The organism is Streptomyces sp. NPDC047079, from assembly GCF_040643755.1.
In the GTDB taxonomy this organism is placed as follows: domain Bacteria; phylum Actinomycetota; class Actinomycetes; order Streptomycetales; family Streptomycetaceae; genus Streptomyces.
Genome location: NZ_JBEYUZ010000021.1, coordinates 22,267 through 45,056 on the forward strand (window position 1 = coordinate 22,267; position 22,790 = coordinate 45,056).

24 protein-coding genes and 4 pseudogenes are annotated in these 22,790 nt (G+C 68.5%); 12 read left to right on the top strand and 16 right to left on the bottom strand.

The features are described from left to right. Nucleotides 1–75: 75 nt before the first annotated feature. A pseudogene (locus ABZ823_RS23975) lies at nt 76–522 on the top strand (helix-turn-helix domain-containing protein); the annotation flags it as partial. 265 nt (nt 523–787) lie between these two features. Here ABZ823_RS23975 and ABZ823_RS23980 read toward each other — a convergent pair. After that, on the bottom strand, nt 788–1,396 hold the full coding sequence (locus ABZ823_RS23980; protein WP_361664086.1) for a DsbA family protein: 609 nt from the start codon (nt 1,394–1,396) through the stop codon (nt 788–790). A gap of 65 nt (nt 1,397–1,461) precedes the next feature. On the opposite strand from ABZ823_RS23980, the pseudogene ABZ823_RS23985 reads away from it, so the two are divergent. Beyond that, nucleotides 1,462–1,665, top strand: a pseudogene (locus ABZ823_RS23985) (GntR family transcriptional regulator); the annotation flags it as partial. A gap of 450 nt (nt 1,666–2,115) precedes the next feature. Here ABZ823_RS23985 and ABZ823_RS23990 read toward each other — a convergent pair. The 3 genes from ABZ823_RS23990 to ABZ823_RS24000 are packed head-to-tail and all read right to left on the bottom strand — an operon-like array spanning nt 2,116 to nt 5,061. Continuing rightward, nucleotides 2,116–2,967, bottom strand: a complete 852-nt coding sequence (locus ABZ823_RS23990) for an aldo/keto reductase (protein WP_361663928.1) — start codon at nt 2,965–2,967, stop codon at nt 2,116–2,118. Nucleotides 2,968–3,006: 39 nt separating this feature from the next. Next, a complete protein-coding gene (locus tag ABZ823_RS23995) occupies nt 3,007–4,035 on the bottom strand; it encodes an alcohol dehydrogenase catalytic domain-containing protein (RefSeq protein WP_361663931.1) in 1,029 nt (342 codons plus the stop codon). 48 nt (nt 4,036–4,083) lie between these two features. Then, the gene (locus ABZ823_RS24000) at nt 4,084–5,061 is read right to left on the bottom strand and encodes an aldo/keto reductase (protein ID WP_361663934.1); all 978 of its coding nucleotides are present in this window, start codon (nt 5,059–5,061) and stop codon (nt 4,084–4,086) included. Between the two features lie 219 nt (nt 5,062–5,280). On the opposite strand from ABZ823_RS24000, the gene ABZ823_RS24005 reads away from it, so the two are divergent. Both ABZ823_RS24005 and ABZ823_RS24010 read left to right on the top strand, forming a co-directional pair. After that, nucleotides 5,281–6,177, top strand: a complete 897-nt coding sequence (locus ABZ823_RS24005) for a helix-turn-helix transcriptional regulator (RefSeq protein WP_361664089.1) — start codon at nt 5,281–5,283, stop codon at nt 6,175–6,177. Between the two features lie 23 nt (nt 6,178–6,200). After that, nucleotides 6,201–6,329: a hypothetical protein gene (locus ABZ823_RS24010; RefSeq protein ID WP_361663937.1), complete on the top strand. Its 129-nt coding sequence runs from the start codon at nt 6,201–6,203 to the stop codon at nt 6,327–6,329. An 82-nt stretch (nt 6,330–6,411) separates the two neighbouring features. Here ABZ823_RS24010 and ABZ823_RS24015 read toward each other — a convergent pair whose 3' ends face one another. Both ABZ823_RS24015 and ABZ823_RS24020 read right to left on the bottom strand, forming a co-directional pair. Further along, on the bottom strand, nt 6,412–6,804 hold the full coding sequence (locus ABZ823_RS24015) for a hypothetical protein (protein WP_361663940.1): 393 nt from the start codon (nt 6,802–6,804) through the stop codon (nt 6,412–6,414). 75 nt (nt 6,805–6,879) lie between these two features. Further along, nucleotides 6,880–7,599 (bottom strand): hypothetical protein, encoded by a 720-nt coding sequence (locus tag ABZ823_RS24020; protein WP_361663943.1) that lies wholly within the window; start codon nt 7,597–7,599, stop codon nt 6,880–6,882. 39 nt (nt 7,600–7,638) lie between these two features. Between ABZ823_RS24020 and ABZ823_RS24025 the strand changes: the two genes are divergently transcribed. After that, complete coding sequence (locus ABZ823_RS24025) at nt 7,639–8,190, top strand: AAA family ATPase (RefSeq protein WP_361663946.1); 552 nt, start codon at nt 7,639–7,641, stop codon at nt 8,188–8,190. 99 nt (nt 8,191–8,289) lie between these two features. Here ABZ823_RS24025 and ABZ823_RS24030 read toward each other — a convergent pair whose 3' ends face one another. Further along, complete coding sequence (locus ABZ823_RS24030; RefSeq protein WP_361663949.1) at nt 8,290–8,478, bottom strand: hypothetical protein; 189 nt, start codon at nt 8,476–8,478, stop codon at nt 8,290–8,292. A 190-nt stretch (nt 8,479–8,668) separates the two neighbouring features. On the opposite strand from ABZ823_RS24030, the gene ABZ823_RS24035 reads away from it, so the two are divergent. Further along, nucleotides 8,669–9,544, top strand: a complete 876-nt coding sequence (locus ABZ823_RS24035; protein WP_361663952.1) for a PhzF family phenazine biosynthesis isomerase — start codon at nt 8,669–8,671, stop codon at nt 9,542–9,544. A gap of 270 nt (nt 9,545–9,814) precedes the next feature. Here ABZ823_RS24035 and ABZ823_RS24040 read toward each other — a convergent pair whose 3' ends face one another. The 5 genes from ABZ823_RS24040 to ABZ823_RS24060 all read right to left on the bottom strand — a co-directional run bounded on the left by ABZ823_RS24040 (nt 9,815) and on the right by ABZ823_RS24060 (nt 14,071). Further along, complete coding sequence (locus ABZ823_RS24040; protein ID WP_361663955.1) at nt 9,815–10,570, bottom strand: ASCH domain-containing protein; 756 nt, start codon at nt 10,568–10,570, stop codon at nt 9,815–9,817. Between the two features lie 649 nt (nt 10,571–11,219). Next, entirely contained in the window at nt 11,220–12,578 is a 1,359-nt protein-coding gene (locus tag ABZ823_RS24045; RefSeq protein ID WP_361663958.1) for an oxidoreductase, read from the bottom strand. Nucleotides 12,579–12,635: 57 nt separating this feature from the next. Further along, nucleotides 12,636–13,190 carry a GNAT family N-acetyltransferase gene (locus ABZ823_RS24050; RefSeq protein WP_361663961.1) on the bottom strand — a complete coding sequence of 185 codons (555 nt, stop codon included), beginning with the start codon at nt 13,188–13,190 and terminating at the stop codon, nt 12,636–12,638. Further along, the gene (locus ABZ823_RS24055; protein WP_361663964.1) at nt 13,190–13,756 is read right to left on the bottom strand and encodes an NADPH-dependent FMN reductase; all 567 of its coding nucleotides are present in this window, start codon (nt 13,754–13,756) and stop codon (nt 13,190–13,192) included. Before ABZ823_RS24055 ends, ABZ823_RS24050 begins: the two co-directional genes overlap by 1 nt. Before the next feature lie 66 nt (nt 13,757–13,822). Further along, complete coding sequence (locus ABZ823_RS24060) at nt 13,823–14,071, bottom strand: tryptophan 2,3-dioxygenase family protein (RefSeq protein ID WP_361663967.1); 249 nt, start codon at nt 14,069–14,071, stop codon at nt 13,823–13,825. A gap of 16 nt (nt 14,072–14,087) precedes the next feature. Between ABZ823_RS24060 and ABZ823_RS24065 the strand changes: the two genes are divergently transcribed. Next, the gene (locus ABZ823_RS24065; RefSeq protein ID WP_361663970.1) at nt 14,088–14,306 is read left to right on the top strand and encodes a hypothetical protein; all 219 of its coding nucleotides are present in this window, start codon (nt 14,088–14,090) and stop codon (nt 14,304–14,306) included. Nucleotides 14,307–14,309: 3 nt separating this feature from the next. Here the strand turns inward: ABZ823_RS24065 and ABZ823_RS24070 are convergent. Both ABZ823_RS24070 and ABZ823_RS24075 read right to left on the bottom strand, forming a co-directional pair. Next, nucleotides 14,310–14,630: pseudogene (locus tag ABZ823_RS24070) on the bottom strand (tryptophan 2,3-dioxygenase family protein); the annotation flags it as partial. Next, complete coding sequence (locus ABZ823_RS24075) at nt 14,627–15,346, bottom strand: amidohydrolase family protein (RefSeq protein WP_361663973.1); 720 nt, start codon at nt 15,344–15,346, stop codon at nt 14,627–14,629. The pseudogene ABZ823_RS24070 and the gene ABZ823_RS24075, both read right to left, overlap by 4 nt. Between ABZ823_RS24075 and ABZ823_RS24080 the strand changes: the two genes are divergently transcribed. After that, nucleotides 15,292–16,284 carry an ATP-binding SpoIIE family protein phosphatase gene (locus tag ABZ823_RS24080; RefSeq protein WP_361663976.1) on the top strand — a complete coding sequence of 331 codons (993 nt, stop codon included), beginning with the start codon at nt 15,292–15,294 and terminating at the stop codon, nt 16,282–16,284. The two genes, ABZ823_RS24075 and ABZ823_RS24080, sit on opposite strands and share 55 nt — an antisense overlap. Nucleotides 16,285–16,770: 486 nt before the next feature. Here the strand turns inward: ABZ823_RS24080 and ABZ823_RS24085 are convergent. Beyond that, nucleotides 16,771–17,430, bottom strand: a pseudogene (locus tag ABZ823_RS24085) (transposase family protein); the annotation flags it as partial. A gap of 49 nt (nt 17,431–17,479) precedes the next feature. Here ABZ823_RS24085 and ABZ823_RS24090 point away from each other — a divergent pair. Together ABZ823_RS24090 and ABZ823_RS24095 are read left to right on the top strand one after the other, a co-directional pair. Continuing rightward, complete coding sequence (locus ABZ823_RS24090) at nt 17,480–17,707, top strand: MbtH family protein (protein WP_361664092.1); 228 nt, start codon at nt 17,480–17,482, stop codon at nt 17,705–17,707. 223 nt (nt 17,708–17,930) lie between these two features. Continuing rightward, nucleotides 17,931–19,502, top strand: a complete 1,572-nt coding sequence (locus tag ABZ823_RS24095; protein WP_361663979.1) for an amino acid adenylation domain-containing protein — start codon at nt 17,931–17,933, stop codon at nt 19,500–19,502. A 390-nt stretch (nt 19,503–19,892) separates the two neighbouring features. Here ABZ823_RS24095 and ABZ823_RS24100 read toward each other — a convergent pair whose 3' ends face one another. Further along, the gene (locus ABZ823_RS24100) at nt 19,893–20,480 is read right to left on the bottom strand and encodes a phosphopantetheine-binding protein (protein WP_361663982.1); all 588 of its coding nucleotides are present in this window, start codon (nt 20,478–20,480) and stop codon (nt 19,893–19,895) included. Between the two features lie 271 nt (nt 20,481–20,751). Here ABZ823_RS24100 and ABZ823_RS24105 point away from each other — a divergent pair, with 271 nt between their 5' ends. Both ABZ823_RS24105 and ABZ823_RS24110 read left to right on the top strand, forming a co-directional pair. Further along, nucleotides 20,752–20,988 (top strand): phosphopantetheine-binding protein, encoded by a 237-nt coding sequence (locus ABZ823_RS24105; RefSeq protein ID WP_361663985.1) that lies wholly within the window; start codon nt 20,752–20,754, stop codon nt 20,986–20,988. Nucleotides 20,989–21,005: 17 nt separating this feature from the next. Then, the gene (locus tag ABZ823_RS24110) at nt 21,006–22,739 is read left to right on the top strand and encodes an amino acid adenylation domain-containing protein (RefSeq protein ID WP_361663988.1); all 1,734 of its coding nucleotides are present in this window, start codon (nt 21,006–21,008) and stop codon (nt 22,737–22,739) included. Nucleotides 22,740–22,790: the final 51 nt, after the last annotated feature.

Genomic DNA, 22,790 nt, shown 5'->3' on the forward strand with positions numbered 1-22,790 from the left:
CCGCGCGCGTGGGTAGCTTCTGCGGCCAGGGCGCCGCCTCCACGGGGGAAGCGGGGCGGGGGAGGGGAGGGGCCGATGCCGGGGCGTCCCGAGAGCCCACTGGACCCGAATGCCGGACCGGTGCAGCGGTTCGCTGTCGAGTTACGCAAGCTGCGGACCGAGGCCGGCAGCCCGACGTACCGGGTGATGGCGCAGCGCACCGGTCAGGGGGCGAGCACGCTGTCGCAGGCAGCCGCGGGGGAGCGACTGCCGACCCTGGCGGTCGTGCTGGCTTATGTCAAGGCGTGCGACGGCGATGTGGCCGAGTCGGAGGAACGCTGGCGCCAGGCGGCCGAGGAAGCGGCCGCCGCTGTGGATCGGGGCGATGGTGCGGATGCTCCCTACCGGGGTCTGGCCCGGTTCGAGCCGGGGGAACGGGACCTGTTCTTCGGCAGGGATGAGCTGGTTGCCCACCTGGCCGCGCTGATGCGCACCCATCGCCTGGTCGCGGTGGTGGGAGCTTCGGGCAGCGGCAAGTCCTCAACACCGTCGGAGTGGACGAAGCAGGCGAACATGCTGTTGCCGAACACCGTTGCCAGCGCCTCGGGAGGCTTGTTGCCCAACGGCGCTATCCGGTACCGATGCGCCTCATCGAATCCACGTCATCGGCGCGGTGCACCAGGAAATAGTCACCCACTGCTCGAAACCCCACCTCGGCCGAGCCGCCCGGTGCCGGCGTGAACAGACACCAACCGGCCGACCGGGGGGCGGACTTCCGTCGGTCCTCCGGCCCGCTCCCCCTGGCCACTCACTCGAAGCGCAGGCTGCCCGTCCGTTCCCGCTTCAGCTCGAAGAAGTCCGGGTGCGCCGAGAGGGTCCGCACCGCGTCGAAGAGCCGCGCCGCCTCCTCGCCCCGCGGGATGCTGTTCATCACCGGGCCGAAGAAGGCCCTTCCGTCGATGTGCATCGTGGGCGTGCCCACGTAACCGCCCGCCGCAGGATCCTTGCCCGCGTCGTGGCTGCGCCGGAGGGCACCGTCGTACTCGGTCGAACACGCTGCGTCCGCCAGGCCCTCGGGGAGCCCGAGCTCGGCCAGGGACTCGACGGCGACCGCGTCGAAGTCCTCCATCTTCTTGTTGTGAACGCGGGTGCCGAAGGCGGAGTAGAGGTCGCGGAGCACGTCCTCGGAGTCGTGCTCGGCCGCGGCCGCGGCGACGCGGACCAGGCCGAGGGAGCGGTCGACGAGATCGCGGTACCAGTCGGGCAGCTCGTTGCCCTCGTTGTGCAGATACAGGCTCATGACGTGGAACCGGACGTCGAGGTCGCGCAGCGGCTCCACTTCGAGGATCCACCGCGAGGTGATCCAGGCGAAGGGGCAGGCGGGGTCGAAGTAGAAGTCAACCCGGGTCCGCGGCATGGATGATTCAGCTGTCACGGAAGCGACGTTACGCGCGGATTGGCACATGATTAAGAGCCAATGCCGTGACGGAATCCTGGTCCACTTTGGCGGCCCTGGGCATCCATCTCCAATTGGACCCGGCCCCGGCGTGCGGCCGCCGGTCCGGGCTCCAACAGGCCCTTCGGGACGCCATCCGCGCCGGTCGGCTCGCCCCACACACCCGACTGCCCGCCACCCGCAAGCTGGCCGCCGAACTCGGCCTGTCCCGGGGGACGGTGCAGGCCGCCTACGGACAACTCGTCGCGGAAGGGTTCCTGATGGCTCGACAGGCATCCGGAACCACCGTCGCCGCCTTGCCCTCCCACCACGCGCAGGCCCCCACTCCGCGCCCCGTTCCCGCCGAGCCCGGTCCGACCTGCGCCCGGCAGCCGCGACGTCTCGGCCTTCCCCACCGCCGCCTGGCTGCGCGCCACCTGTCTTCGCGGCGGACCGGGAGGGAGTGGGGGAGGCGCTGGGCGGCGGTGAGGACGGTGAGCAGCCCGCCAGGTGGGTCGCGCTCAAAGCGGCGGTTGTGTCAGCAGCGCGCCGCGCAGAACGGTGCGCCGGCCCGGCAGGGCGCCGTGTTGCTGTGGTGTGATCATGGTGGACGGCTCCCGGTGAACCGTGCAAGCCGGGCGGGTGCCCCGGGCAATCACTTGACGGCACCCGCGGCCGGCGAGGGTCATTGGGTGAGGCCTTCAGCTGTCCAGGCGGCGTCCTGCGAGCCAGGTGACCATGTCGGGGTCGTGGTGGTCGAAGAACAGCGAGCTGCCGGTGTCGAGGGTGGCGATCTGGGCCATCTGCTCGTCGGTGAGCTCGAAGTCGAAGACGTCGATGTTCTCGGCCATGCGCTCGGCGCGTACGGACTTGGGGATGGCGATGACGCCGCGCTGGGTGAGCCAGCGCAGGACGACCTGGGCGACGGACTTGTCGTATGCCTTGCCGATCTCGGCGAGCAGCGGGTTGGTGAACAGGTCGTTCTTGCCTTCGGCGAAGCCGCCCCAGGACTGGATCTGCACCCCGTGCTCGCGCATGAGGTCCTGGTAGTTGGCGCGCTGGAAGAAGGGGTGAGTCTCGATCTGGTTGACCTGCGGGGTGATCTTGTTGTTGATGATCAGGTCGATCAGACGGTCGGGGTAGAAGTTGGCAACACCGATCGCCTTGGCCACGCCCTCGCGGTTGAGGGCCTCCATGGCGCGCCACTGGCCGTAGACGTCGCCGAAGGGCTGGTGCATCAGGTACAGGTCGAGGTAGTCCAGGCCCAGCTTGTTGAGGGACGTCTCGAAGGCGCGGCGGGTGTTGTCCTGGGCGGGGGCGTCCTGGACCCACAGTTTGGTGGTGACGAACAGGTCCTCGCGCGGAATACCGCTGGAGGTGATGGCGCGGCCTACGGCTTCTTCGTTGCCGTAGGCGGCGGCGGTGTCCAGCAGGCGGTAGCCGGCGGCCAGTGCCTCGGAGACGGCGCGCTCGGTGTCGTCTGCGGGGATCTGGTAGACGCCGAAGCCGAGGAGCGGCATCTTGACGCCGTTGTTGAGGGTGACGGTCTGCATGAACGGGATGTCCTTCGCTGTGCGGGTGGGGGCGGGTGGTCAGGGGCGGATGAGGGCCTTGAGGACCTGGCGGTCGGCCATGGCCCGGTAGGCGTCCGGAGTCCGGTCGAGGGGGAAGGCCTGGTCGAAGACGCGGCCGGGGGTGATGGTGCCGTCCAGGACGTCGGCGAGCAGTTCCGGGATGTAGGCGCGGGCGGGGCTGGCACCGCCGGTAAGGGTGATGTTGCGCATGAACTCGGCCGGACCGATCGGTCCCTGCTCGTACTGGGGGACGCCCAGTCGGCTGATGGTGCCGCCGTCCAAGACCGCGCCCAGGGCGGTGTCGAGGGCCGGGCGGGTGCCGACGGCCTCGATGACCTTGTCCACGCCGCCGGTCAGCTCGCGGATGCGGGCGATGCCCTCCTCGCCGCGCTCGGCGACCACGTCGGTGGCGCCGAACTCGCGGCCCAGGCCGGTGCGGGCTTCGTGGCGGCCGGCGAGCACGATCCGCTCGGCGCCGAGCCGCTTGGCGGCGATCACCGCGCACAGGCCCACCGCCCCGTCCCCGACGACCAGCACCGCATCGCCGCGGCCGACGTCGGCGGTGACGGCGCCGTGGTGGCCGGTGGTCATCACGTCGGACAGCGCCAGCAGCGACGGCAGCAGCGCGGAGTCGGCGGCTACCGGCAATTTGACCAGAGTGCCGGTGGCGAAGGGGACGCGGACGGCTTCGCCCTGCCCGCCGTCCACCCCGTCGAAGCCGTACCGGCCGCCGTTGCGGCACGAGATGTGCAGGCCCATGGCGCAGTAGTCGCAGGTGTTGTCGCTGTAGGTGAACGGGGCGACGACCAGATCACCGGTCTTCAGGCCGGTCACCTCTGCACCGGTCTCCTCCACGACGCCGAGGAACTCATGCCCCATGGGGCGGCCTGCGTCGGTGGCGGGCATCGACCCGTACGGCCACAGGTCGCTGCCGCACACGCACGCGGCCACCGTGCGCACCACCGCGTCGGCGGGATGGACGATCTTCGGGTCGGGCCGGTCCTCGACGCGGACGTCGCCGGCTCCGTACATCACTGCTGCACGCATCAGGGACTACTTCTCCAAACGGGGGTCGTGCGGGGCGGTGCGGATGAATCAGCGTTCGAGCATCTGCGCCTGGGCCTCGGTGTGGGTGGCGCCGGCGGCGGGCGGCAGGCTGGAGAGCCTGTCGAGCTGCTCGGCGGTCAGCGTGACGGCGTCGGCGGCGGTGTTCTCCTCGACCCGGGTCATGCGCTTGGTGCCGGGGATCGGGGCGATGTCGTCGCCCTGGGCGAGCAGCCAGGCCAGCGCCACCTGCCCGGGGGTGGCACCGGCCTCATCGGCAAGGGCCTTGACCTCGTCGGCCAGCGTCAGGTTGTGCTGGAAGTTGTCGCCGGTGAAGCGGGGGTTGTCGCGGCGGAAGTCGTTCTCGTCGAACTGGTCGGTGGAGCGCACGGTGCCGGTCAGAAAACCGCGGCCCAGTGGGGAGAACGGCACGAGGCCGATGTTCAGCTCCCGCAGGACGGGCAGCACGCGCTCTTCGATCCCGCGAGTGAACAGGGAGTACTCGGACTGCACCGCGGTGACCGGCTGGACGGCGTGGGCGCGGCGGATCGTGTCCGGGCCCGCCTCCGAGAGGCCAAAAGCCCGTACCTTGCCCTCGGCTATCAGCTCGCTCACCGCACCGGCGGTCTCCTCGATCGGCGTGTTCGGGTCCACCCGGTGCTGGTAGTACAGGTCGATGTGATCGGTGCCCAGCCGCTTGAGGGAGCCCTCGACCGCGGTGCGGATGTTGGCCGGGCTGGAGTCCAGGTTCCACGCGCCCTCGCCGGCGTGCGAGACCAGGCCGAACTTGGTGGCCAGCACCACCTTGTCCCGGCGGCCCTTCAGCGCCCGGCCGAGCAGTTCCTCGTTGGTGTAGGGGCCGTAGATCTCGGCGGTGTCGATGAGGGTGACGCCCAGCTCAAGGGCCCGGTGCACGGTCCTGATCGACTCGGCGTCGTCGGTGCCCGAGCCGGTGTAGCCGTGGGACATGCCCATCGCGCCCAGCCCGATCCGGGAAACCAGCAGGTCACGCAGCTTGATGTATCGCATCTCGCCCTCTTCCGATCATGGTGTTACCTGGCCTCTCACTTGCGCCCGGTCCGGCAGGTCATGCCCCGTCGAAACCCGGGCGGCGGCGAAGGGCTCCGGCGTCTTCCTCATTCACCTTCGCCCGGATGGCTCCGGTGTGGCAGGGCGGGCTCTTCGGGGGTAATGACAGGGCCCCCCTCCCGCCCGCGCAGCGGGTGCCCAGCGGGTGAGACTGGAGTCATGGCATCCGAGAGCTCGCACAGCGAGGGCGCCGAGCTGGGCCGCTTCCTGCGCGCCCGCCGCACCCAGACCAGTCCCGAACACGCCGGCCTCACCGTCGGCGCCGGCATCCGCCGGACCCCCGGTCTGCGCCGCGAGGAGCTAGCCACCCTCGCCGGGATCAGCATCGATTACTACGTGCGCCTGGAACGCGGCAAGGAGACCCGCCCCAGTCCCGCAGTCCTCGACTCGCTCGCCCGCGCTCTGCACATGGACGACCAGGAGCACCAGCACCTACGTGAGCTCGCCGCACGTGCCGCCCGCTACGCGCCCGAGCCGCCGCCGGCCCCGAGCCGCACCGTGCGCCCCCACCTGAAGCTGCTGCTGGAGTCGCTGCGGCCGAACCCCGCGTACGTCATCAGCCGCAGCATGGACATGCTGGCCTGGAACCCGGGCGGCCTCGCCCTGTACGCCGGCCTGGAGGACTGGCCTGCCAAGCACCGCAACCTCGCCCGCTACCTCTTCCTCCACCCGGCCGCACGAAATCTCTTCGGCGACTGGGACCGCCAGATCACCGGTTGCGTCGCCCGGCTGCGCGCCGTCGCCGGCACCGCCCCCGACGCTCCTGACCTGACGAATCTGGTCGGTGAACTTCTCCTCAAGAGCCCCGACTTCGCCCGGCTGTGGGAACGCTACGAGGTCACTGGCCGCAAGCCCGCGCAGAAGACCTTCCAGCACCCCCGCGTCGGCACGGTCACGCTCACCTCCCAGTCCATGCACCTGGAAGGCACCCCCGGCCAGCGCATCGGCGTCTACACCGCCGAACCCGGCACCCCCGACCACGACGCCATGATGCTGCTCGACATGACCGCGCCCATAGCCGCGCCCAGCCAGGAGATCCCGCACACGTCACCCTGACCGTTGTTCTCACAAACGGTCGTTTGCCGACTGCCGACTGCCGACTGCCGACTGCCGACTGCCGACAGGCGGGGGCCGCTGCATTCGTCGAGAGCGAGGAGCGTGTCCGCAACGAGCAGTACTACGCGGCCCTGGACGCCGTCCGCAGTTGACCACGCTCCTGTCTCTCAAGCCTCGTCGTCCTGATGCGGTTGAACTGGAAACAGTGTGCACGCCCGCGCCGCTTCGTGACCTTCACACGCGGGCAGGGTGGCGGCTTGCCAGGTAGTAGGAGCAATTCTCTCCGGCCAAGGCTGCGAAGCGTTCCGCTGTTCTCGGCTGGATGCCGATCAGGTCGGAGATCAGCACCGGTGGCAGATCGGCGAGTGCTTGCACCATAGCGGTGTTCCGGGCTGCGCGGGCGGGCAGACTGAAGCGCTTGAGCTTGTCGGCCAGTCCCGCGGGATTACGAGGGCGCCCGGGGGTGGGGCCCGGCAAGAGATACGTAGTGCCTTCGCTACTGTGCCGGGATCCGTCCTTGAGGTGGTCGTCGATGAGGCGGGCCAGCTTTGGCGGCAGGACGACGGGGTGGCGGTTGATCGTCAGGTACCGCGTCGTGGTGGAGTTGGTCGGCGGTGAGCTCGACAATGCGGGTCAGGGGGAGGGCGTAGAGGCGGACCAGGGCTGCGGCGAGGCGGAAGTCCGGCGGAAGCGTACGGTCGTTCAGGCAGCGGCGTAGCTCCTCGTAGTGGACTTCCTCGGTCTGGAACCGGCCGGGGAGTTGGGAGGGCGGGTGCTCGTACACGCTATCCAGCCGCTTGAAAGCACGCCCTTCATCCCGACCGACGCCCACGACAGCCACTCGCGCACGGTGTCCGGGTCGGTGGCCGACGGGCACAGCACCCACGGGGCGGACAGTCGGCGGGCGGCGCACACGGACTCCAGCGCCTCCCGGCGCCTGCGGTACGGCCAACCGGTCGTTTCGGTCCCGGAAAGCCGCAGCAGATCGAACGCGACGAAGTGGGCCGGCCACTCGCCAGCCGCCCGGGCCGCCCTGGCACCGCGCCGCTGAAGCCGGTTCTGCAACTGCTCGAAGGCGCGCCGTCCCGCGGCGTCCCGTACGACCAGCTCGCCGTCCAGCGCGGTCGCATCCGGCAGCTGCACGGCCCCTGACACGACTGACACGACCTCCGGAAACGCCGACCCTATTTCAGTGCCGCGCCTGGAGCGCAGCACCACCCGGCCCGCGTCGACGGAGAAGGCCGCCCGGAACCCGGCGTTCTCCAGAATTCGATGTGTCTCATGAGACAGGTTGGCAGTGGGCTTCGACAACTGGACCTGTCCCCCTAACAGTGAGATTCGGCCCCGCTTGGCGATCGTTCGGGCATGGTTTGGCAGTGGAGTTTGGCGCCGCCCAAGCCGCGCGGCATGCTGATCCGACACGCTGGGCGCGGGGCATGGCAACGGGCCGGGAGAATCACGTTGATCGTCTGGGTGAACGGTGCGTTCGGCAGCGGGAAGACCACGCTGGTGGACGAGTTGCGTCCGCGCTGGCCCGAGGCGCTCGTCTATGACCCGGAGATGGTCGGCTATGTCCTGCGGGAGATCGTGGAGGTGCCGACCGGTGATTTCCAGGATCTCAGGCTGTGGCGGCGGGAGGTTGCCAGCTTGGCGGTGGGTCTCGTTGAGGAGTACCACCGCCCGGTTCTGGTCCCCATGACCCTGGTCAACCCAGCGTATGCCGATGAGATCTTCAGCGCGCTGAAGGACGCGGGCATCGACGTTCACCACTTCTTCCTCAAGGTTCCCCGAGAGGTCCTGGAGAAGCGGATCGACGGTCGGAGCTTCACCCCGGATGACCCCGAGCAGGACGAGCGGGTCCGGCGCTGGTGCAAGGACAAGATCGAACCGTGTATCGCCGCGGCGGACACCCTGCCCACCGACACCGTGGTCCTGGACGGCGAGCTGACACCGCAGGAGTTGGCCGATCAGGTACTGGTTCGGGTCCGAGCCGGTGGGGCATCCGGCGCCTGATCGGCGTGGTGGTCTGAGGCGAAAACGTCGTTGTGCTGGAGTTCGAGTGCCTCGACGCCTCGATGAGTGTGGCCTCCAACCACCTCGGACCAGACAGTCTCATTCTTGAGCGGCCTGAGTGCGACCCAGGGGGATGATCTCGCCCTCGCCGGTCAGCTGCAGCCCCTCGGCCTGGGCCCGGCCCACCAGCTCGTCGATCAGCTGGTCATCGATACATGTTCCATGATCGGGAGTTACACCGAACGATTTACCGTCCCACTTCGGGGACGCCTTCGTCGACGTCGCCAAGTCGCCGTTCGTGTTCCTCGGGGACCTGCACGACGCGTTCACCGGTGCAAACGGCGGCGCGGGCGCGTCTGGATGTCGTGGCCTGGAATCCGGGCCGCGACTTGCCCGCGCCGGCAACACCGTGACGGGTTCGCGACAGCATTGCTCGGGTCCAGGAATAGCCGCGGGCCCCACCCGCGTTGCCGCAGGCATGACGACGAATGCGCCGCGGCCCGAGGTACTGCGATACACCGCCTTCTCCAGCGCCTCCGACGGCGGAAACCCCGCCGGCGTCGTTCTGGATGCGACCGCTCTGGACGAGAGCGAGATGCTGGCTATCGCCGCCGACCTCGGATACTCGGAGTCCGCGTTCCTGACCGCGCCTCCGGAGGGCCTCGGAGGCCAGGAGGGACGGGCGTACAGCATTCGTTACTTCAGCCCCAAGGCCGAGGTGCCGTTCTGCGGGCACGCCACCGTCGCGACGGCCGTCGCGCTGGCCGAGCGGATAGGCCCCGGGGAGCTGGTATTCGCAACGAGCGTCGGCGTCGTGCCGGTGGAGGTGGCCGAGGAGGGCGGGACGGTCAGGGCCACGCTCACCAGTGTGGAGCCGCACATCGAGGAGATCGCCGACGCCGAGCTCACGGAGGCGCTCGCCGCGCTCGGCTGGCCGGCCGCCGATCTCGACCCGGCCTTCCCGCCCCGTATCGCGTTCGCCGGTGCCCGCCATCTCGTTCTCGCGGCGGCGACGCGCGCGCGCCTGGCAGATCTCGCGTACGACTTCGCGCGCCTGGAAGCCCTGATGCATCGCTTGGACCTGACCACGGTCCAGTTGGTGTGGCGAGAGTCGGCCACCGTCTTCCATGTCCGTGACCCGTTCCCCGTCGGCGGCGTCGTCGAGGACCCGGCAACCGGTGCCGCGGCCGCCGCTTTCGGTGCGTACGCCCGTGAGTTCGGCCTGGTCCCCGAGGACGCCGTCCTCACCCTGCATCAGGGCGAGGACTTGGGCCGCGCTGGCGAACTCACGGTGACGCTGCGCGCGGGTGACCCGCGCGTCCGTGTCAGCGGCACGGGAGCTCGCATCAGCTGAAGCGCCACGACGGCAGGGCAGACACATGTCTATCCAGTCGTCACAGAGCGTCCCGCTTCCACGAACCCAGACCCGGGTTTCTACGCCGCCGCGCAGTTCATCGCGGCCCAGGTCGGCGGCCTGCTGTCCCAGGGCGCCCAGGCTGTCAGCCTGCTGCTGCGGAGGGAACCACCATACGGGGTCGAGCTCGTCACCGAGCTCATCCCACTGATCCAGGCCGTACCGCCCGTTGTCACCTCGCGGCCCAGTCGTCGTTGGCGCATCCGCGGTTTAAGCGGCGCCCGTCTTGTCGTTGATCTGGAAGGAGATGACGTCGACTTCGTCGGTTTCCGCCAGATCTGGGTAGTGGCCCTTGAGGCTTTCCCGGAGTTCGGCTGCGGTCGTGAGCCCCTCAGCTTGGGCGTCCCGGTTGGTGAGGTCGTTGACCAGGCAGTGCCTGATGCCGGTCACCTCTGCCGACAGGACGACTTCGGGGTCGCTCTCAAACACCAGCCGTGCCGGCCCGAGCTGTGCCGGGTCCCGGAAGCGGGTGGTTTTGGTCTTGGCGCCGGAGCGGACGACTTCGAGGTAGCGGGGGTTGAACCGAATGATCGGGGGACCGGCTGTCTCGGGGTCTTGGTAGAGCGATGGGTCGAGACCGTTCATGCCCGCCTCCGGGGTCCATTGCTGAGCCAGCGGCATCAGGTCGGCGGCGAGAACGGACCGGAGCCCCGCGGGCGTGGGCACGATGACGCGCATCGTGGGGTAGTAGTCCACGAAGACCTGCCGATCGCGCCCGCACGGGCCGATGACCCCGCGCCCGTGGTTTCCCACGGCGGCGATGCAGCGCATCTGGCGGACGCCCTGGGCTCGCGCGGCTCCCAGAGCCACGAGTTCGGCGCAGGGTCCGCCGGTGAAGTGGTAGAGGTTCACGCCGGCGAACATCCGGTAGTCGGCGGCCATGACCGCGGCGCCCACCGTGTGGATCCCGTCTTCGTCGGGCCCGGCGTCGGTATGCGCGTCTATGGTGCGGCGTGCCAGCTCCACGAGCTCACGCTCGTCATCATCGAGAGCTCGCGCGGATGACGGGACGTACACCTTTCAACCTTCCCTTCCGTCAGCAGTCGCCCAAGAGCATTCCACGCCACGCAGGTGGGCTCCACAGGGTTTCGGCTTACCTCGGCTGGACCCCTATGGTGGTCCCGTGGGCAGGGATGGAGCGTCCCGGCTGAGGCTGGTCGTGGTAACGGACGACGATCCCGGGCCGCGGCTCTGCCGTGGATGTGGTGGCCTATTGATGCCGACGGTGAAGGCGGCGGCGGTTTTCTGCTCGTCGGCTTGTCGCGCGCGGCACTGGCGGCGGATGCGGAGAGCGAGGGCGAGGAACGAGGCGGTCCAGGCCGACCGGACGGCGAACTGCCCGGAGTGCGGTGTGAGTTGGACGGTCGGAGTGGAACATCCGGCCTCTGCACGGTACTGCTCTCCCCGCTGCGGCAAACGGGCATTCCGCAGCCGCCCGACGGCCAGCACGCTGCCGTTGCCGTTCGGAACGGCGACCATCGATGCCCAACCGCACGGGAAACGGGATCACCACCATCCTTCACACCCGTGACCTGCGAAAAGAGGATGTGAAACAGCTTCTCACCCTGGGCTGCGCACTGATCTGCTGGCGACGCCTGAGCTCAGCTCTTGCCCGCTAGTCTTTCTGCAGGGTGCGGGTGACACCCGCGATGACCGCGGTCGTCAGCACCCAGCCGAAGGCGATCAGCAGATAGGCCAGCCACTGGAGGCTGTCGTTCGACCAGTACCAGGTCGTGCGCTGACCCAGGCCCCCGATGGGGATCAAGAGGTCGAGTGTGTAGACGAGGGGTTGGAACGGAGCGCCTTCGCCGCGGTTGACCGGGGTGGGGGAGTCAGTGCCGAAGGACAGTGTGCCCAGCAGGATCAGCGCGAGGAGCCAGACGCCGGCCAGCCAGGGGGGACGGTAGCCGTAGCCGACGGTCACGTCGAGGAGATGGCCCCATGCGCGGGCTGCCGGGGACAGAGCGCGGCGCCGGTGGCGTTGCTTGGCGAGGAGGACGCGGCGGGCGTCGTCGTCGTGCCCGGCCTTGCGATACCAGGCCGCCAACTGCTCATACGGTTGTGGGTTGTAGCCCGGGCTGCTGCGTATCCATGCCAGACGTCGGGCCACGGACTCCCGGTCGCCTACGGCCTCGTGGCGGTCATCGTTCGCGTCCGCCGTCTTGATGGAGCCGTAGACAAAGCCGTCCAGCTCCACCCTCTCCGGCCAGCTGTGCTCGTTCTCGTGGAGGTACGACACCTGGGCGCCCCGCAGATCGAGGGTGCCGGACGGGGGTCGGGCGAGGGTGAGATCGAGGTCGACGGCTTGCAGGTGCATGGCGATCAGGGCCGGGGCGTTTCCGCCGTCGGTGGTCGGTCCGTTCAGGATGCCTCCGTCGAAGGTCACGTTGTCCGCGACCTGGGTACCGCGCAGCCGTACCGTGCCGTTCGCAACGAATCCCTCGGAGAACTTGAGCGACGAGGCCATGGCGTTGTCGAGGGTGAGGGCCACGCCGCGTGGGCCGGGTCCTTCCAGCCGGGCGCCCTGCATGGCCAGAGTGCCCGGCAACTGCGCTCCCATCAGCCGGACTTCCCCGTATGCGACGAACCCGTTTCGGCAGAAGACGCCCCCCTCCATGGCCAGGCCGCCGGCCGACAGGGCCCAGCCGTCGGGGGCAATCAACTCGGCCCCGTTGAGGAGCAGTCCACCGCTCACCCGGGCGTCGGTGAGCGACAGGGCGGTACTCACTCGGTTGAAGGGTGTCGGGGCGCCGCCCTCCACCACGGAGTGCCGTAGGGAGAAGTTGCCCTCGATGCGGGCCGAATCGGCCTCGATGCCGGGGATCCGGCTGCCCGTGAAGACAAGGGTCTGCGTCGACGCGCCGAGGAGGTTCACCGCCTCCTCGAACCAGCATGTCTCCAGCCAGAGGGCATGGGCGATCTGCGCGCCGGCCAGGTCCAGACGTCCGGAGATCCGTGCCCCGGTGAGCCTCACATTCCGTCAGGAGTTCTGAGCAGGTCCGCCCCAACTGCACACGTCAGCCTCGTGGGCTCACTGCGCGAACGCGGCGAGGCTGAAGGTGAATGCGGTGTACGTGCGGTCCCGGAAGGTGAACTCGCCTTCTTCCCGCACCCCGAAGTGCCGGTGTACGGTCATCGACCGGTGGTTGCTGTGCTCGACGAACAGGGCGGCGTGGCGGTACCGCGCCGACAGGCCCCGCGCGACCGCGGAGAGCAGCGCGCGTGAGACTCCTCGGCCGCGGAACTCCGGTGCCACGGTGATCGGTCCGTAGAGCAGGATGCCGGCCGCGTCGGTGTCGATCCCGGACGCCAGCACGGCGTCCATGGTCAGCCGCGGCGGTCCCTCGTCGACGACCCCACTTCCGGAGCTGGTGACGACGATCCCGGCAAGGGCTCCTTCCTCCTCTGCCAGGAATATCCCGGTGCCGAGCTCCAACTCGGCCACCTTGATGACATCCCAGCGTCCCTGGATGAATCCCTGCTCGGCCCGTTCCTGTGCCGACAGTCCGGTTCCCCGGGCGCGTTCGAGCAGATCCAGGACCGCCTGGCGGTCAGACGGTCCGGACCTGCGGACGGAGACCGTCATCACACCGCCAGGCGATCCTGCTGAACCAGGTCGACGAGGCCGCCCAGCACGGTCCCTAGCGGCTGCGCCGCCGGGGAGTCCTTCTCCAAACCCTTCTCACCGAACTGCTGGTGGGCGTTGAACAGCAGGAACTCGGGCTGCCGGACCACGTTCGCGTCCAGCTTGTGCAGGACCTGCCGCAGCGCGAGCTGAGCGCGGACCGTGCCCAGCAGGCCCGGGGACGCGCCGAGGATAGCGGTCGGCTTGCCCGGCAGGGTCAGGCCGTTGTCGTCCGCGCGCGACAGCCAGTCGAGAGCGTTCTTCAAGCTGCCGGGGTAGGAGCTGTTGTACTCGGGCGTGGCGATCAGCACCGCGTCCGCGGCGCGGACCCGCGCCCGCAGGTCGGCGACCGGCGCCGGCGCCGGGTGCTCCGTGTCCTCGTTGAAGTGCGGGATGTCACCCAGCCCCTCGTAGTGGTCGAAGACCGTCCCCCGTGGGGCGATCTCTTCCGCGAAGTGCAGGAGTCGGGTGTTGAACGAGTCGCGGCGCAGGCTGCCGGAAAGGGCGAGCACGCGGATTTCGGACATGGGGGTACTCCAAAGGTCGTGCGAAGGTCGAGTCGGTGTGGGTCGCTCAGGCGGTCTGGGCGCCGGTCAGTCGGTGCCGAGGCGTACCGACCACAGCTCCGGGAAGGGCAGCTCCCGCATCGTGTCCGCGAGCCACTCCACGCCGGACTTCCCGTAGAAGCCCGGGCGGTCGCCGAAGGTGCGCCGGGTCGCGAGCAGGTGCAGGTGCTTGTACTCGGCGAAGCCCTTGGCCGTCGCGAGCAGGGCGTCGGCCAGCCGGGCCAGGTCCCCGTACGCGTCCGTGTCGTTGTAGACGGCGCCCCAGGCGCGCTCCACCTCGGGTCGCCGGATCGTGGACGACGCTCAGATCTCGCTCCAGGACGTCGGCCGGCACCGGCAGCCCACGCTCGCGAAGGACGGCCAGGGCCTCGTCGTACACGCTCGGGGTGTGCAGCACGGCGACGAGCTCGCCGTGCTGCTCCGGCATGGACTTGACCGCGTCAGCCAGGGGCACGGTCTTGATGCCGAGCCGGTAGACCAGCGTCCGGTACTTCCAGGACTGCACCGATGAGGACTTTCCGAGCTGCTTGGACAGGGCGTCCTTGATGGGCAGGAAGTCCGTGACCCTCATCCAGCTCAGTGACTCCCAGGACGCGTTCAGCGCCTTGAAGTGCCCCGTCACGCGCTGCAGCGCGGCCGTCGCCGGCTCGACGGCACGGTTCTTCAGGTGCTCGGTCGTGGTGGCGAGCTCCTGGCCGATCAGACTGAAGTAGAGCTCCTGGACCTGACTGACCATGAGGAAGGACAGTTCGCCCTCCACCGGGGTCAAGCACTTCTGAAGCGTGTGCAGCGCGCTGCTCCGCAGGTACGAGTCGTAGGGCGTCGACTGCGTCATGGGGTCTCCCACAGGGCGGGGAGGTTGAGGAACTCGGCGGCGTTGCCGCCCAGCAGGCGGGCGCGGTCGGCCTCACTCAGGAAGGACGCCCGCCTCACCACCTCGCCCACCGGGCGCTCCCCCAGCGGGTAGGGGTAGTCGCTGCCGAGCAGGACGTCGTCCACACCGACGATGTCGACCAGCAGGCGCAGCGCCGAGGGCTCGAACACGACACTGTCGACGCTGAACCGTCCGATGTATGTCGACGGCGGCTTCTCGGACGTGCCGATGATGTCGTTCCGCTGGTGCCAGGCGTTCTCCAGTCCCAACCAGAACGCGAAGGATCCACCGCCGTGGGCGAAGCAGATCTTCAGGCTCTCCGGCACCCGGTCGAAGACCCCGCCGAGGATCATCGCGAGCAGCGACAGGTGGGTCTCGGCCGGCATACCGGTCAGCCACTGCGCCATCCAGCGGTTGAGCCGCGCCGAGTTCGGCATGTCCCAGGGGTGGACGAACACCGGGGCCCCGACCTCGGCACAGTGCTGCAGGAACTGCACGATGCCCTCGTGGTCGAGGTCGCGGTCGCCCACGTGGTTGCCGATCTCGACCGCGGATCGCCTCGGCGCGTGGCGGGTCGGCTGCCAGCCAGGGCGTGTCGGGGCCCAGGGCGACGATGCGGGGCTTGGGCGGAGGCGGCGGGTACGACACCTTCGCCCTGTCCGGCGCCCGCACCGCACTGATGGTCGGCGAAGTCGCCGGCCAGGGCATCCACGCGGCCACCACCATGGGACAGCTACGGACCGCCAGCCACTCCCTGGCCGCACTCGACCTGGAACCCGACGAGCTCCTCGCACGCCTCAACGACACCGCCATCAGCCTGGCCCAGGAACGCGCAGCTCTGCCGCCCGGCGACCGCATGCCGCTCACGGGAAGCTGCGCGTACGCGGTCTACGACCCGCTCGCCCAGACCTGCACCATCGCCCTGGCCGGCCACCCCCCACCCGTCATCGCCCATCCCGACGGGAGGACCGAGATCCCTCACCTGCCGAGCGGGCCTCCCCTGGGCAGTGCCGAAGGACCCCCTTTCGCCGCCACCACGATCTCCGTCGCCGACGGCAGCGTCCTCGCCTTCTACACCGAATCCCTCCTGCATACCTCCCCAGCCCCCGACAGCCTCCAACGGGTGCTGGCCCACCCTGACCGGCCACTGCAGGATCTGTGCGATGACGTGCTCTACCGGCTTCGGAACGACGCCCGCCACAGCGATGTCATCCTGCTCCTCGCCCGCACCCACGCGCTTCCCGCCGACCAGGTCGCCGCGTGGGATCTCGACGACCACCCCAAAGCTGTCGCCACGGCGCGCGCCTACGCCCAACAGCAGCTGACCCTTTGGGGAGTAGAGGAGGAAACCGCCTACACCACCGGAATGATCGTCAGCGAGCTGGTCACCAACGCCGTCCGCTACGGCACCCCGCCCCTGCGGTTGCGGCTCATCAAGGACCGCACACTCACCTGCGAGGTCCACGACGGCAACCCCCTCGCGCCGCGGTTGCGCCACGCGAAGACGGTCGACGAAGGCGGGCGCGGCCTGTTCATTGTCGCCCAACTCGCGCAGAACTGGGGCGTCCGCTACTCCCTGGACGGCAAGACGGTCTGGGCCGAGCAGATTCTCTGACCTCATCCCACCGAGACAGCCTCCCGCTCCCTGCGACGCTCGCGGGGAAGAACACGTACGGGAAGGGCCACGAGCGCGAGGAGGCAGGAGCTCGACCGCGTCGCGCTTGTACTCCTCGGAGTACCGCTTCGTGTACTTGCTTCCCGCCTGGCACTGCTTCCCCTTGGAACCTCGTGTCCCAGCCTCCGGGTGTCCGTGATCGAGGGGAGGCTTCGTCGGTCACTTCAAGCTGATGCCGGACCACCTTCGCCAGCCGGTCCGCACGATCTTCCTGTTGATCGGACTGCTGACGAACTGGCTCGGTCTCCGCTACCGTCAGACCCTGCGATGGCGGCAGACCCGGCACAAGCCACGGGTTGAACCGGGATCGTCGGAAGGCAAGAGCGGATCTCGCGCCGACCGCGGCCCGGCATCCCGCTGAAGGCTGTCCCGTAAGTGACCTTGGAGTTGATGCGGATGGGGACGGTCAGAGCACGATCGGCTCCGTTATCCGTGGAGGGCAGGGGTGTGCAGGCGGGCGATTCCGGGCGTGGCGTGATGGACACCGCCGCCTGTCAGGCGGCAGCCGCGGAGGGTCCTCCAGGTCTTCACGCGAGCGAAGGTGTGCTCGACGCGGGCGTGAACTCGCTTGTGGGAACGGCCGAGTTCCTCCTCTCAAGCGGGAAGTTCCTCGCCCTTCGCCCTGCGGTGCGGGATGACGAGTCCGGTGCCCTGGCAGCCGCCGTCGGCGATGGTCATGGTGCGGCCGACCGCGTGCCCGGCGCCGGATTTCTCCAGGCCTCGGGATTCGTGCCGGCTGCCGGGCAACGGCCGGCCGGCCATGACGACGAGGCGCCTGTCGGCGTCGATGACCACCTGGTCGGCCGTGGAAGAGCGCTGGTTCTCCGGCCGCCCGGCGTTCGAGCGCCCGCGGGTGGGTACGAGCGTGCCGTCCACGATGAGCGCGGTGTCCTTGCGGAACCCCTTGCGCGGCTGGAGCGTGAGCAGTGGGCGGAGACGCCCGGTGATCCGGTCGGCCGCCGGCTTCGAGACGCCGAACAGCGGGGCGAGCCGGCGCGTCGTCACGTTCGTGCGCCAGTACGCCGCAACCAGCAGGATCCGGTTCTCCCGCGACAGGCTCCACGGCCGTCCTCGACGCACATCAGCCGTCATCTCACCCGTGACCAGCCGTTACGGGACGACCTTCAGGAGCGGCATGGCAAACCCGTTTGACGATCCGGACGCATCTTTCACAGTCTTGTCGAACTCCGAGGGGCAGCATTCACTATGGCCGGCGTCTGCGCCGGCGCCGGCGGGCTGGCGTGCTGTCCACGGCCCCTCTGGTCGGGAAGCCTGCCTGGATTACGTAGAGGCGAACTGGAAAGATCTGAGGCCGTTGAGTCTGACACGGACCATGCGAGGCGACGGTGTCGACACCGAGTGATCACGCCTGGCGGCCAGCAGTTCCCTCGAGTCCAGGTTGCGGAATAGAGCGAGATCGATTTGCGGCGTTGTGGCACTGCGAAATTGCGACAAAGGACGAGTCTGTGAAAGAGGTGTGAGTTCGGATGCCCATCCGGAGCGGCGAAGCGGCTGCCGACGGTTATGACCACGCTGACGGGCCGACCAGATCCACACTGATCCATGGCCCGAAGCGTCCTCGGAGTATGAGCGCAACCCTCGATCAGCTCATCTGCCAACATGCGGAGACATCCCCGGAGGCCATTGCAGTCGCCGACCCTGATGGGAGTATCAGTTACGAACAACTGGTGAACCGCGCCCGCCGTGTGGCTGAGGTGCTCCGTGCCAGAGGAATGAAAACTGAATCGCCGGTCGGTGTCCTGGTGCCCCGCTCGTGCGATTACGCCGTTGCCGTTCTTGGTGTCATGATCGCCGGATGCGCCTTTGTTCCACTGGATCCGGAATATCCGTTGGCCAGACTGACCCACGCGCTGCGTGACTCAGGCGCTGTCGGTCTCATATGCCGCGCGGACACCGAATCGCTCCTCCCGTTCGGCGGTGAGCTGATCCCGTTGAATTCGCTCGAGGACGACGGCGCGCTGGCGATTGAACGCAGCAAAACGCCGTTCACGAATCCGCGATCCTACGTCGAGTTCGCACCCGATGACGCGAATCGGCTTGCGTGCATATTGTACACATCGGGATCGACGGGAAAGCCGAAAGGCGTCGCACTTCCTCATCGCGCGCTTGTGAACCACTTTCTCTGGGAAGCCGAGTTCCTTGGAGTCGGACCGGCGGACCGCATTGCACAGCGTACGCCCAGCGGTTTCGACGCGGCGTTGTGGGAGATGGCGGTGGCCTTGATTTCGGGAGCGATGTTGGTTGTTGTTCCGACCGATATCGCCACTATCACGTCGGCCTTTCGTGACTACGCCAATTCGCGTGGGATCACCCTGATGCTCGCGGTACCGACCCTTCTCCGGGCGTATCTGGAGTCCGGAGTTCTACGGGAAATCCCGTCAATGCGTACCATTGCGTCATGCGGCGAAGCCCTCAATCGATCCTTGGCAGAATCCATCAAGTCCGAAACCGGGGCGCGTCTGGTGAATGTGTATGGGCCGACTGAAGGTGGTGTCGGCGCCATGGAGTTCTCCGTGGACACTGACGTGGAATCTGCCACTGTGCCGATCGGGAAACCAGCGGGAAACGTCACGGTCTACGTCCTCGATGAGCGCTTGATGTTGGCTCGCGTCGGCGATGTCGGTGAGATATACATCGCCGGGCCTCAACTCGCACGAGGATACTTCAATGCACCGGCCTTGACTTCCGAACGCTTCGTTGCTGATCACATCAGCGGAGTTCCGGGGAGCAGGATGTACCGGACAGGGGACCTGGCCCGGATGTTGCCGAGCGGAGATCTGGAATATCTGGGACGGGGTGACGGACAGTTCAAGCTTCACGGAGTGCGAGTGGAGACTGCGGAAGTCGAAGCGGTTCTCGCTGAATTTCCAGGCGTCAGCGCAGCGGCAGTCGCCGTGAAGTCCGTGTCGGCGGACACTTCGATTCTCGTCGCCTATGTTGTCGCGCTGCCGAAAACGGACGAGGGGCTGGTGGCGCGCCTGTACGAATTTCTGCAGGATCGATTGCACGGGGCCATGATCCCCGCGCGCTGTATTCTTGTGGACCATCTTCCGCTATTGCCGAACGGGAAGGTCGACAGGGCGTCGCTTCCGGAGCTGGACGCTAGGTCCAAAATGCCTGTCGAATCGAGTTCGTAGCGGCCTCGTCGCGCGAAGCCGAGGCCTGCCGGGTGGGCGCGTGCCGTGGCGAGGCGAGCAACGTGGACGTGCGTCGACGGCCTGCTTGTCCGCGCTGGGGCGCGACCGACGCGACCCCTGGTGATCAAGGTTGTCGAATGCTTTGATCATGAACAGGGGTCGCGTTCGCGTGCCGTCCCGACTGGTCGACGTTCTTCTGCGCCACCGCGAGGACGTCGACCCGCGGCGCGGACCTGCCGAGCCATCCGGACTCACCCCACGGTCCGGGGTGTGGGACCGGCTACCCGGGCGGCACCGCCACGCCCGCCCGGCACCGCCACGCCGGCCGGCATCGCCCGGTATGCCGTCGACGCCGCTCCCGAGATCGGGGCGCGGCGGGCGCATCGCGCCTCACCACTCGGTGACCACAGGGCGGTTCGGCGCTGGATGGTTCGCCGACGCCCGTTCCGTATCGATCGCCGCCGCCAGGCTCCCCAGAGTTCTCAACGTCATGATGGATTTCATCGGGATGTAGACGTCGAAGGTCTCTTTGATCATGTTCGCGACCTTGAACGCGTCCATGCTGTTGCCGCCGAATTCGAAGAAGTTCGACTCGCTGTGCACCTCGTCGGCGTCGAGGACCTTCTGCCATATCGTGGCGAGCAGTTGCTCTGTCTCCGTCAACTGTGCGTCCCGCGGCCCGGCTTCGTGGTGTGAACGGGTACCTGCCGACAAGGCATCGCTGACGAGGTCCACCAGGCTGCCGACGTCGGCCAGCTCGGCGGACGTCATCGCCGCGTCGTCGATTTCGACGGAGAACTCCTGCTCAAGTTCGGTGATGATGCGCCGAATTGCAGGTGGATCCAGGTTGACGAGGTCTGAGCGAAGCGAGAGCCCGTCGTCGAGGCCGGCTGTTTCGAGCGGGAGGCCGAGCGCCGAAACGATGACTTGCCTGACCCTGACCGCAAGGGAATCTGTCGCAGGTTCGGGAGTTGCCAAGTCTGTCCTCCCCGTCGAATTCCGCCCTCCGCGGCCGACCGAGGCGGCCTCAACTGCGCAGGGCGCTGGAAGCCGGATTCTACACATCCGAGTGCTGATGTGTACATGTGGATCAAGCGGGTCGCCGACGGCCCGGCCAGGGCTTGTGCGCCCTCACCTGATGCATGGATGCTGCGTCTTGCGCCACGCGGAGGCTGATCGTAAGCTTTCCACGATCATCCTACTGACACTTGGGTCGTTGGGATACGCGGGGAGGGCACCGACCATGCCTGTGCGGGAGCAGCAAGTCTCCGAGATCTGGGCGGAAGTCCTCGCACTGCCCGAGGTGGACGTCGATGCCAACTTCTACGATCTCGGCGGACATTCGCTGCTGCTGATAGAACTCGTGGGCCGGCTCAACCAGAAACTGGGAATCGAGACGGACATCGTCACGGTGCTGGAACATCCCACCGTCGTCGAGTTCACCGCACACTGGAATTCCCTGCCCGCGACAGGCGGCGACCGCTGACAGGACTCGGAGTCGTGATGACGCCCGACGAGCCCGACCGGCTTGCGAGCCTGTTCCTGACATCGGCTCAGAACACACCCGGCCGGGCCGCGGTTCGGGACAACGGCGGCGTGTGGACCTACGCAGAAGTCGCCCGGGCCGCTTCGGATCTGGCCGGCCGAATCGCCGCGGCGGGGGCCTCGCCCGGCGACCGGGTGGGCGTCATGGCCGCGCGCCGGGCCGGCGGCCCGGTGGCGATCCTCGCCGTCCTGTGGAGCGGGGCCACCTATGTACCGATCGATCCCGACTGGCCGGCCGCGCGCCGTGCCGCCGTCCTGCGGGAGGCGCAAGTCCGGATGGTGCTGGCGGTCGACAGCGCGCAGGACACGCCGGACGCGGTCCAGCGTCTCGACCTGACCACACCGGAACTGTTCCAGGCCCAAAACACCCCAAGCGCGGCGCCCTTCGCCCCGCGCCCCCGACCCCACCCGGGCGCGGCCTACGTCATGTTCACATCCGGCTCGACCGGGGTGCCCAAGGGCGTCGAAGTACGGTCCGCCTCCGCGGCCGGGCTGGTGGCCTCGGTGGCCTCGCTGATCGGAATGGGCCCGGACTCCGTCTACGTGGCGCTGTCCTCCTTCGCCTTCGACATCTCCGTGTTCGACATATTCGCCCCCTGGACCGTCGGCGGTGAACTGGTCGTCGCCGCCGAACTGCAGATCCTGGCGAACCAGTTGGGACCGCTCCTCGAAGCGCCGGGGCGACAGGTGTTCACGCAGACCACGCCCACGGTTCTGGGACATCTGCTCGAGGCCGGACTCCGGCTGCCGTCGACCACCGTCCTGCTGCTCGCCGGGGAACGCCTGCGGCGATCACTCGTCGCCCAGGTCACGCACGTCCAGCAGGTGTGGAACCTGTACGGCCCGACCGAGACCACGATCTACGCGACCGCACACGCCTGTCTTCCGCTGGATCCCGGCGACCCGGAACCGGACCTGCCGATCGGGACCGCGGTCAACGACGCGGTGCTGGAGATCCGGCCGCTGTCCGGTGCCTCAAGGGACGTCGGCGAACTCGTCGTCGGCGGACCCGGCGTCGCCCTGGGCTACTTCGGCCGCCCGGACTTGACCGCGGAGCGCTTCCTGGACGGCGGATCGCGATACGCCACCGGCGATGTGGTCCGGCGCCGGGCCGACGGCCTGCTGGTGCACGCCGGACGGCTGGACCGTCAGGTGAAGATCCGCGGCAACCGGGTCGAGCTGGACGAGGTCGAAACCGCGCTCGCCGACCTGGTCGGCCACGGCCGCGTCGCGGTTCGGATGGACACACACCGCGTGCTCGGCCCGCACCTCGCCGCTTTCGTCAGCGATCCCGGCTGCGACGCCCCGGCACTGCGCCGGCAACTGGCAGGCCGCCTCCCCGCCTACATGGTGCCCACCCGGATCCATCAGGTGCCGCAGATCCCGACGACCAGCAGCGGCAAGACCGATCACCGGGCCCTGCTCGCGCCGGACGAGAGCGGGACGTGGGAAGAGACGGTCTTCGACACCCTCGCGAAACTGTGGGAACAGCACCTCGGCACGCCCGCGGCGCCCGACGCCAACTTCTACGCGATCGGCGGCCAACCGCCCATCGCCCGGCAGATCGCGCTCGGACTGCGGCAGGCCTATGACACCGACGTCGACCCCGCGGTGATCCTCCGCCACCCCGTCCTGTCCGACCTCGCAGCAGCCGTGACCGAGCTGGTGCGGGCGTCGATGCCGCGGGACTGAACGAGACGCCCGCCGCGCTTCAGCGCGGCGGGCGACACGGTGACACGGAAC

What these genes read in the sequence shown, in the direction of transcription:
- ABZ823_RS23980 (WP_361664086.1), bottom strand. Translation starts at nt 1,396, where the DNA reads ATGCCGCGGACCCGGGTTGACTTCTACTTCGACCCCGCCTGCCCCTTC.
- ABZ823_RS23990 (WP_361663928.1), bottom strand. Translation starts at nt 2,967, where the DNA reads ATGCAGACCGTCACCCTCAACAACGGCGTCAAGATGCCGCTCCTCGGC.
- ABZ823_RS23995 (WP_361663931.1), bottom strand. Translation starts at nt 4,035, where the DNA reads ATGCGTGCAGCAGTGATGTACGGAGCCGGCGACGTCCGCGTCGAGGAC.
- ABZ823_RS24000 (WP_361663934.1), bottom strand. Translation starts at nt 5,061, where the DNA reads ATGCGATACATCAAGCTGCGTGACCTGCTGGTTTCCCGGATCGGGCTG.
- ABZ823_RS24005 (WP_361664089.1), top strand. Translation starts at nt 5,281, where the DNA reads ATGGCATCCGAGAGCTCGCACAGCGAGGGCGCCGAGCTGGGCCGCTTC.
- ABZ823_RS24035 (WP_361663952.1), top strand. Translation starts at nt 8,669, where the DNA reads ATGACGACGAATGCGCCGCGGCCCGAGGTACTGCGATACACCGCCTTC.
- ABZ823_RS24050 (WP_361663961.1), bottom strand. Translation starts at nt 13,190, where the DNA reads ATGACGGTCTCCGTCCGCAGGTCCGGACCGTCTGACCGCCAGGCGGTC.
- ABZ823_RS24055 (WP_361663964.1), bottom strand. Translation starts at nt 13,756, where the DNA reads ATGTCCGAAATCCGCGTGCTCGCCCTTTCCGGCAGCCTGCGCCGCGAC.
- ABZ823_RS24090 (WP_361664092.1), top strand. Translation starts at nt 17,480, where the DNA reads ATGGCAAACCCGTTTGACGATCCGGACGCATCTTTCACAGTCTTGTCG.
- ABZ823_RS24095 (WP_361663979.1), top strand. Translation starts at nt 17,931, where the DNA reads ATGAGCGCAACCCTCGATCAGCTCATCTGCCAACATGCGGAGACATCC.
- ABZ823_RS24110 (WP_361663988.1), top strand. Translation starts at nt 21,006, where the DNA reads ATGACGCCCGACGAGCCCGACCGGCTTGCGAGCCTGTTCCTGACATCG.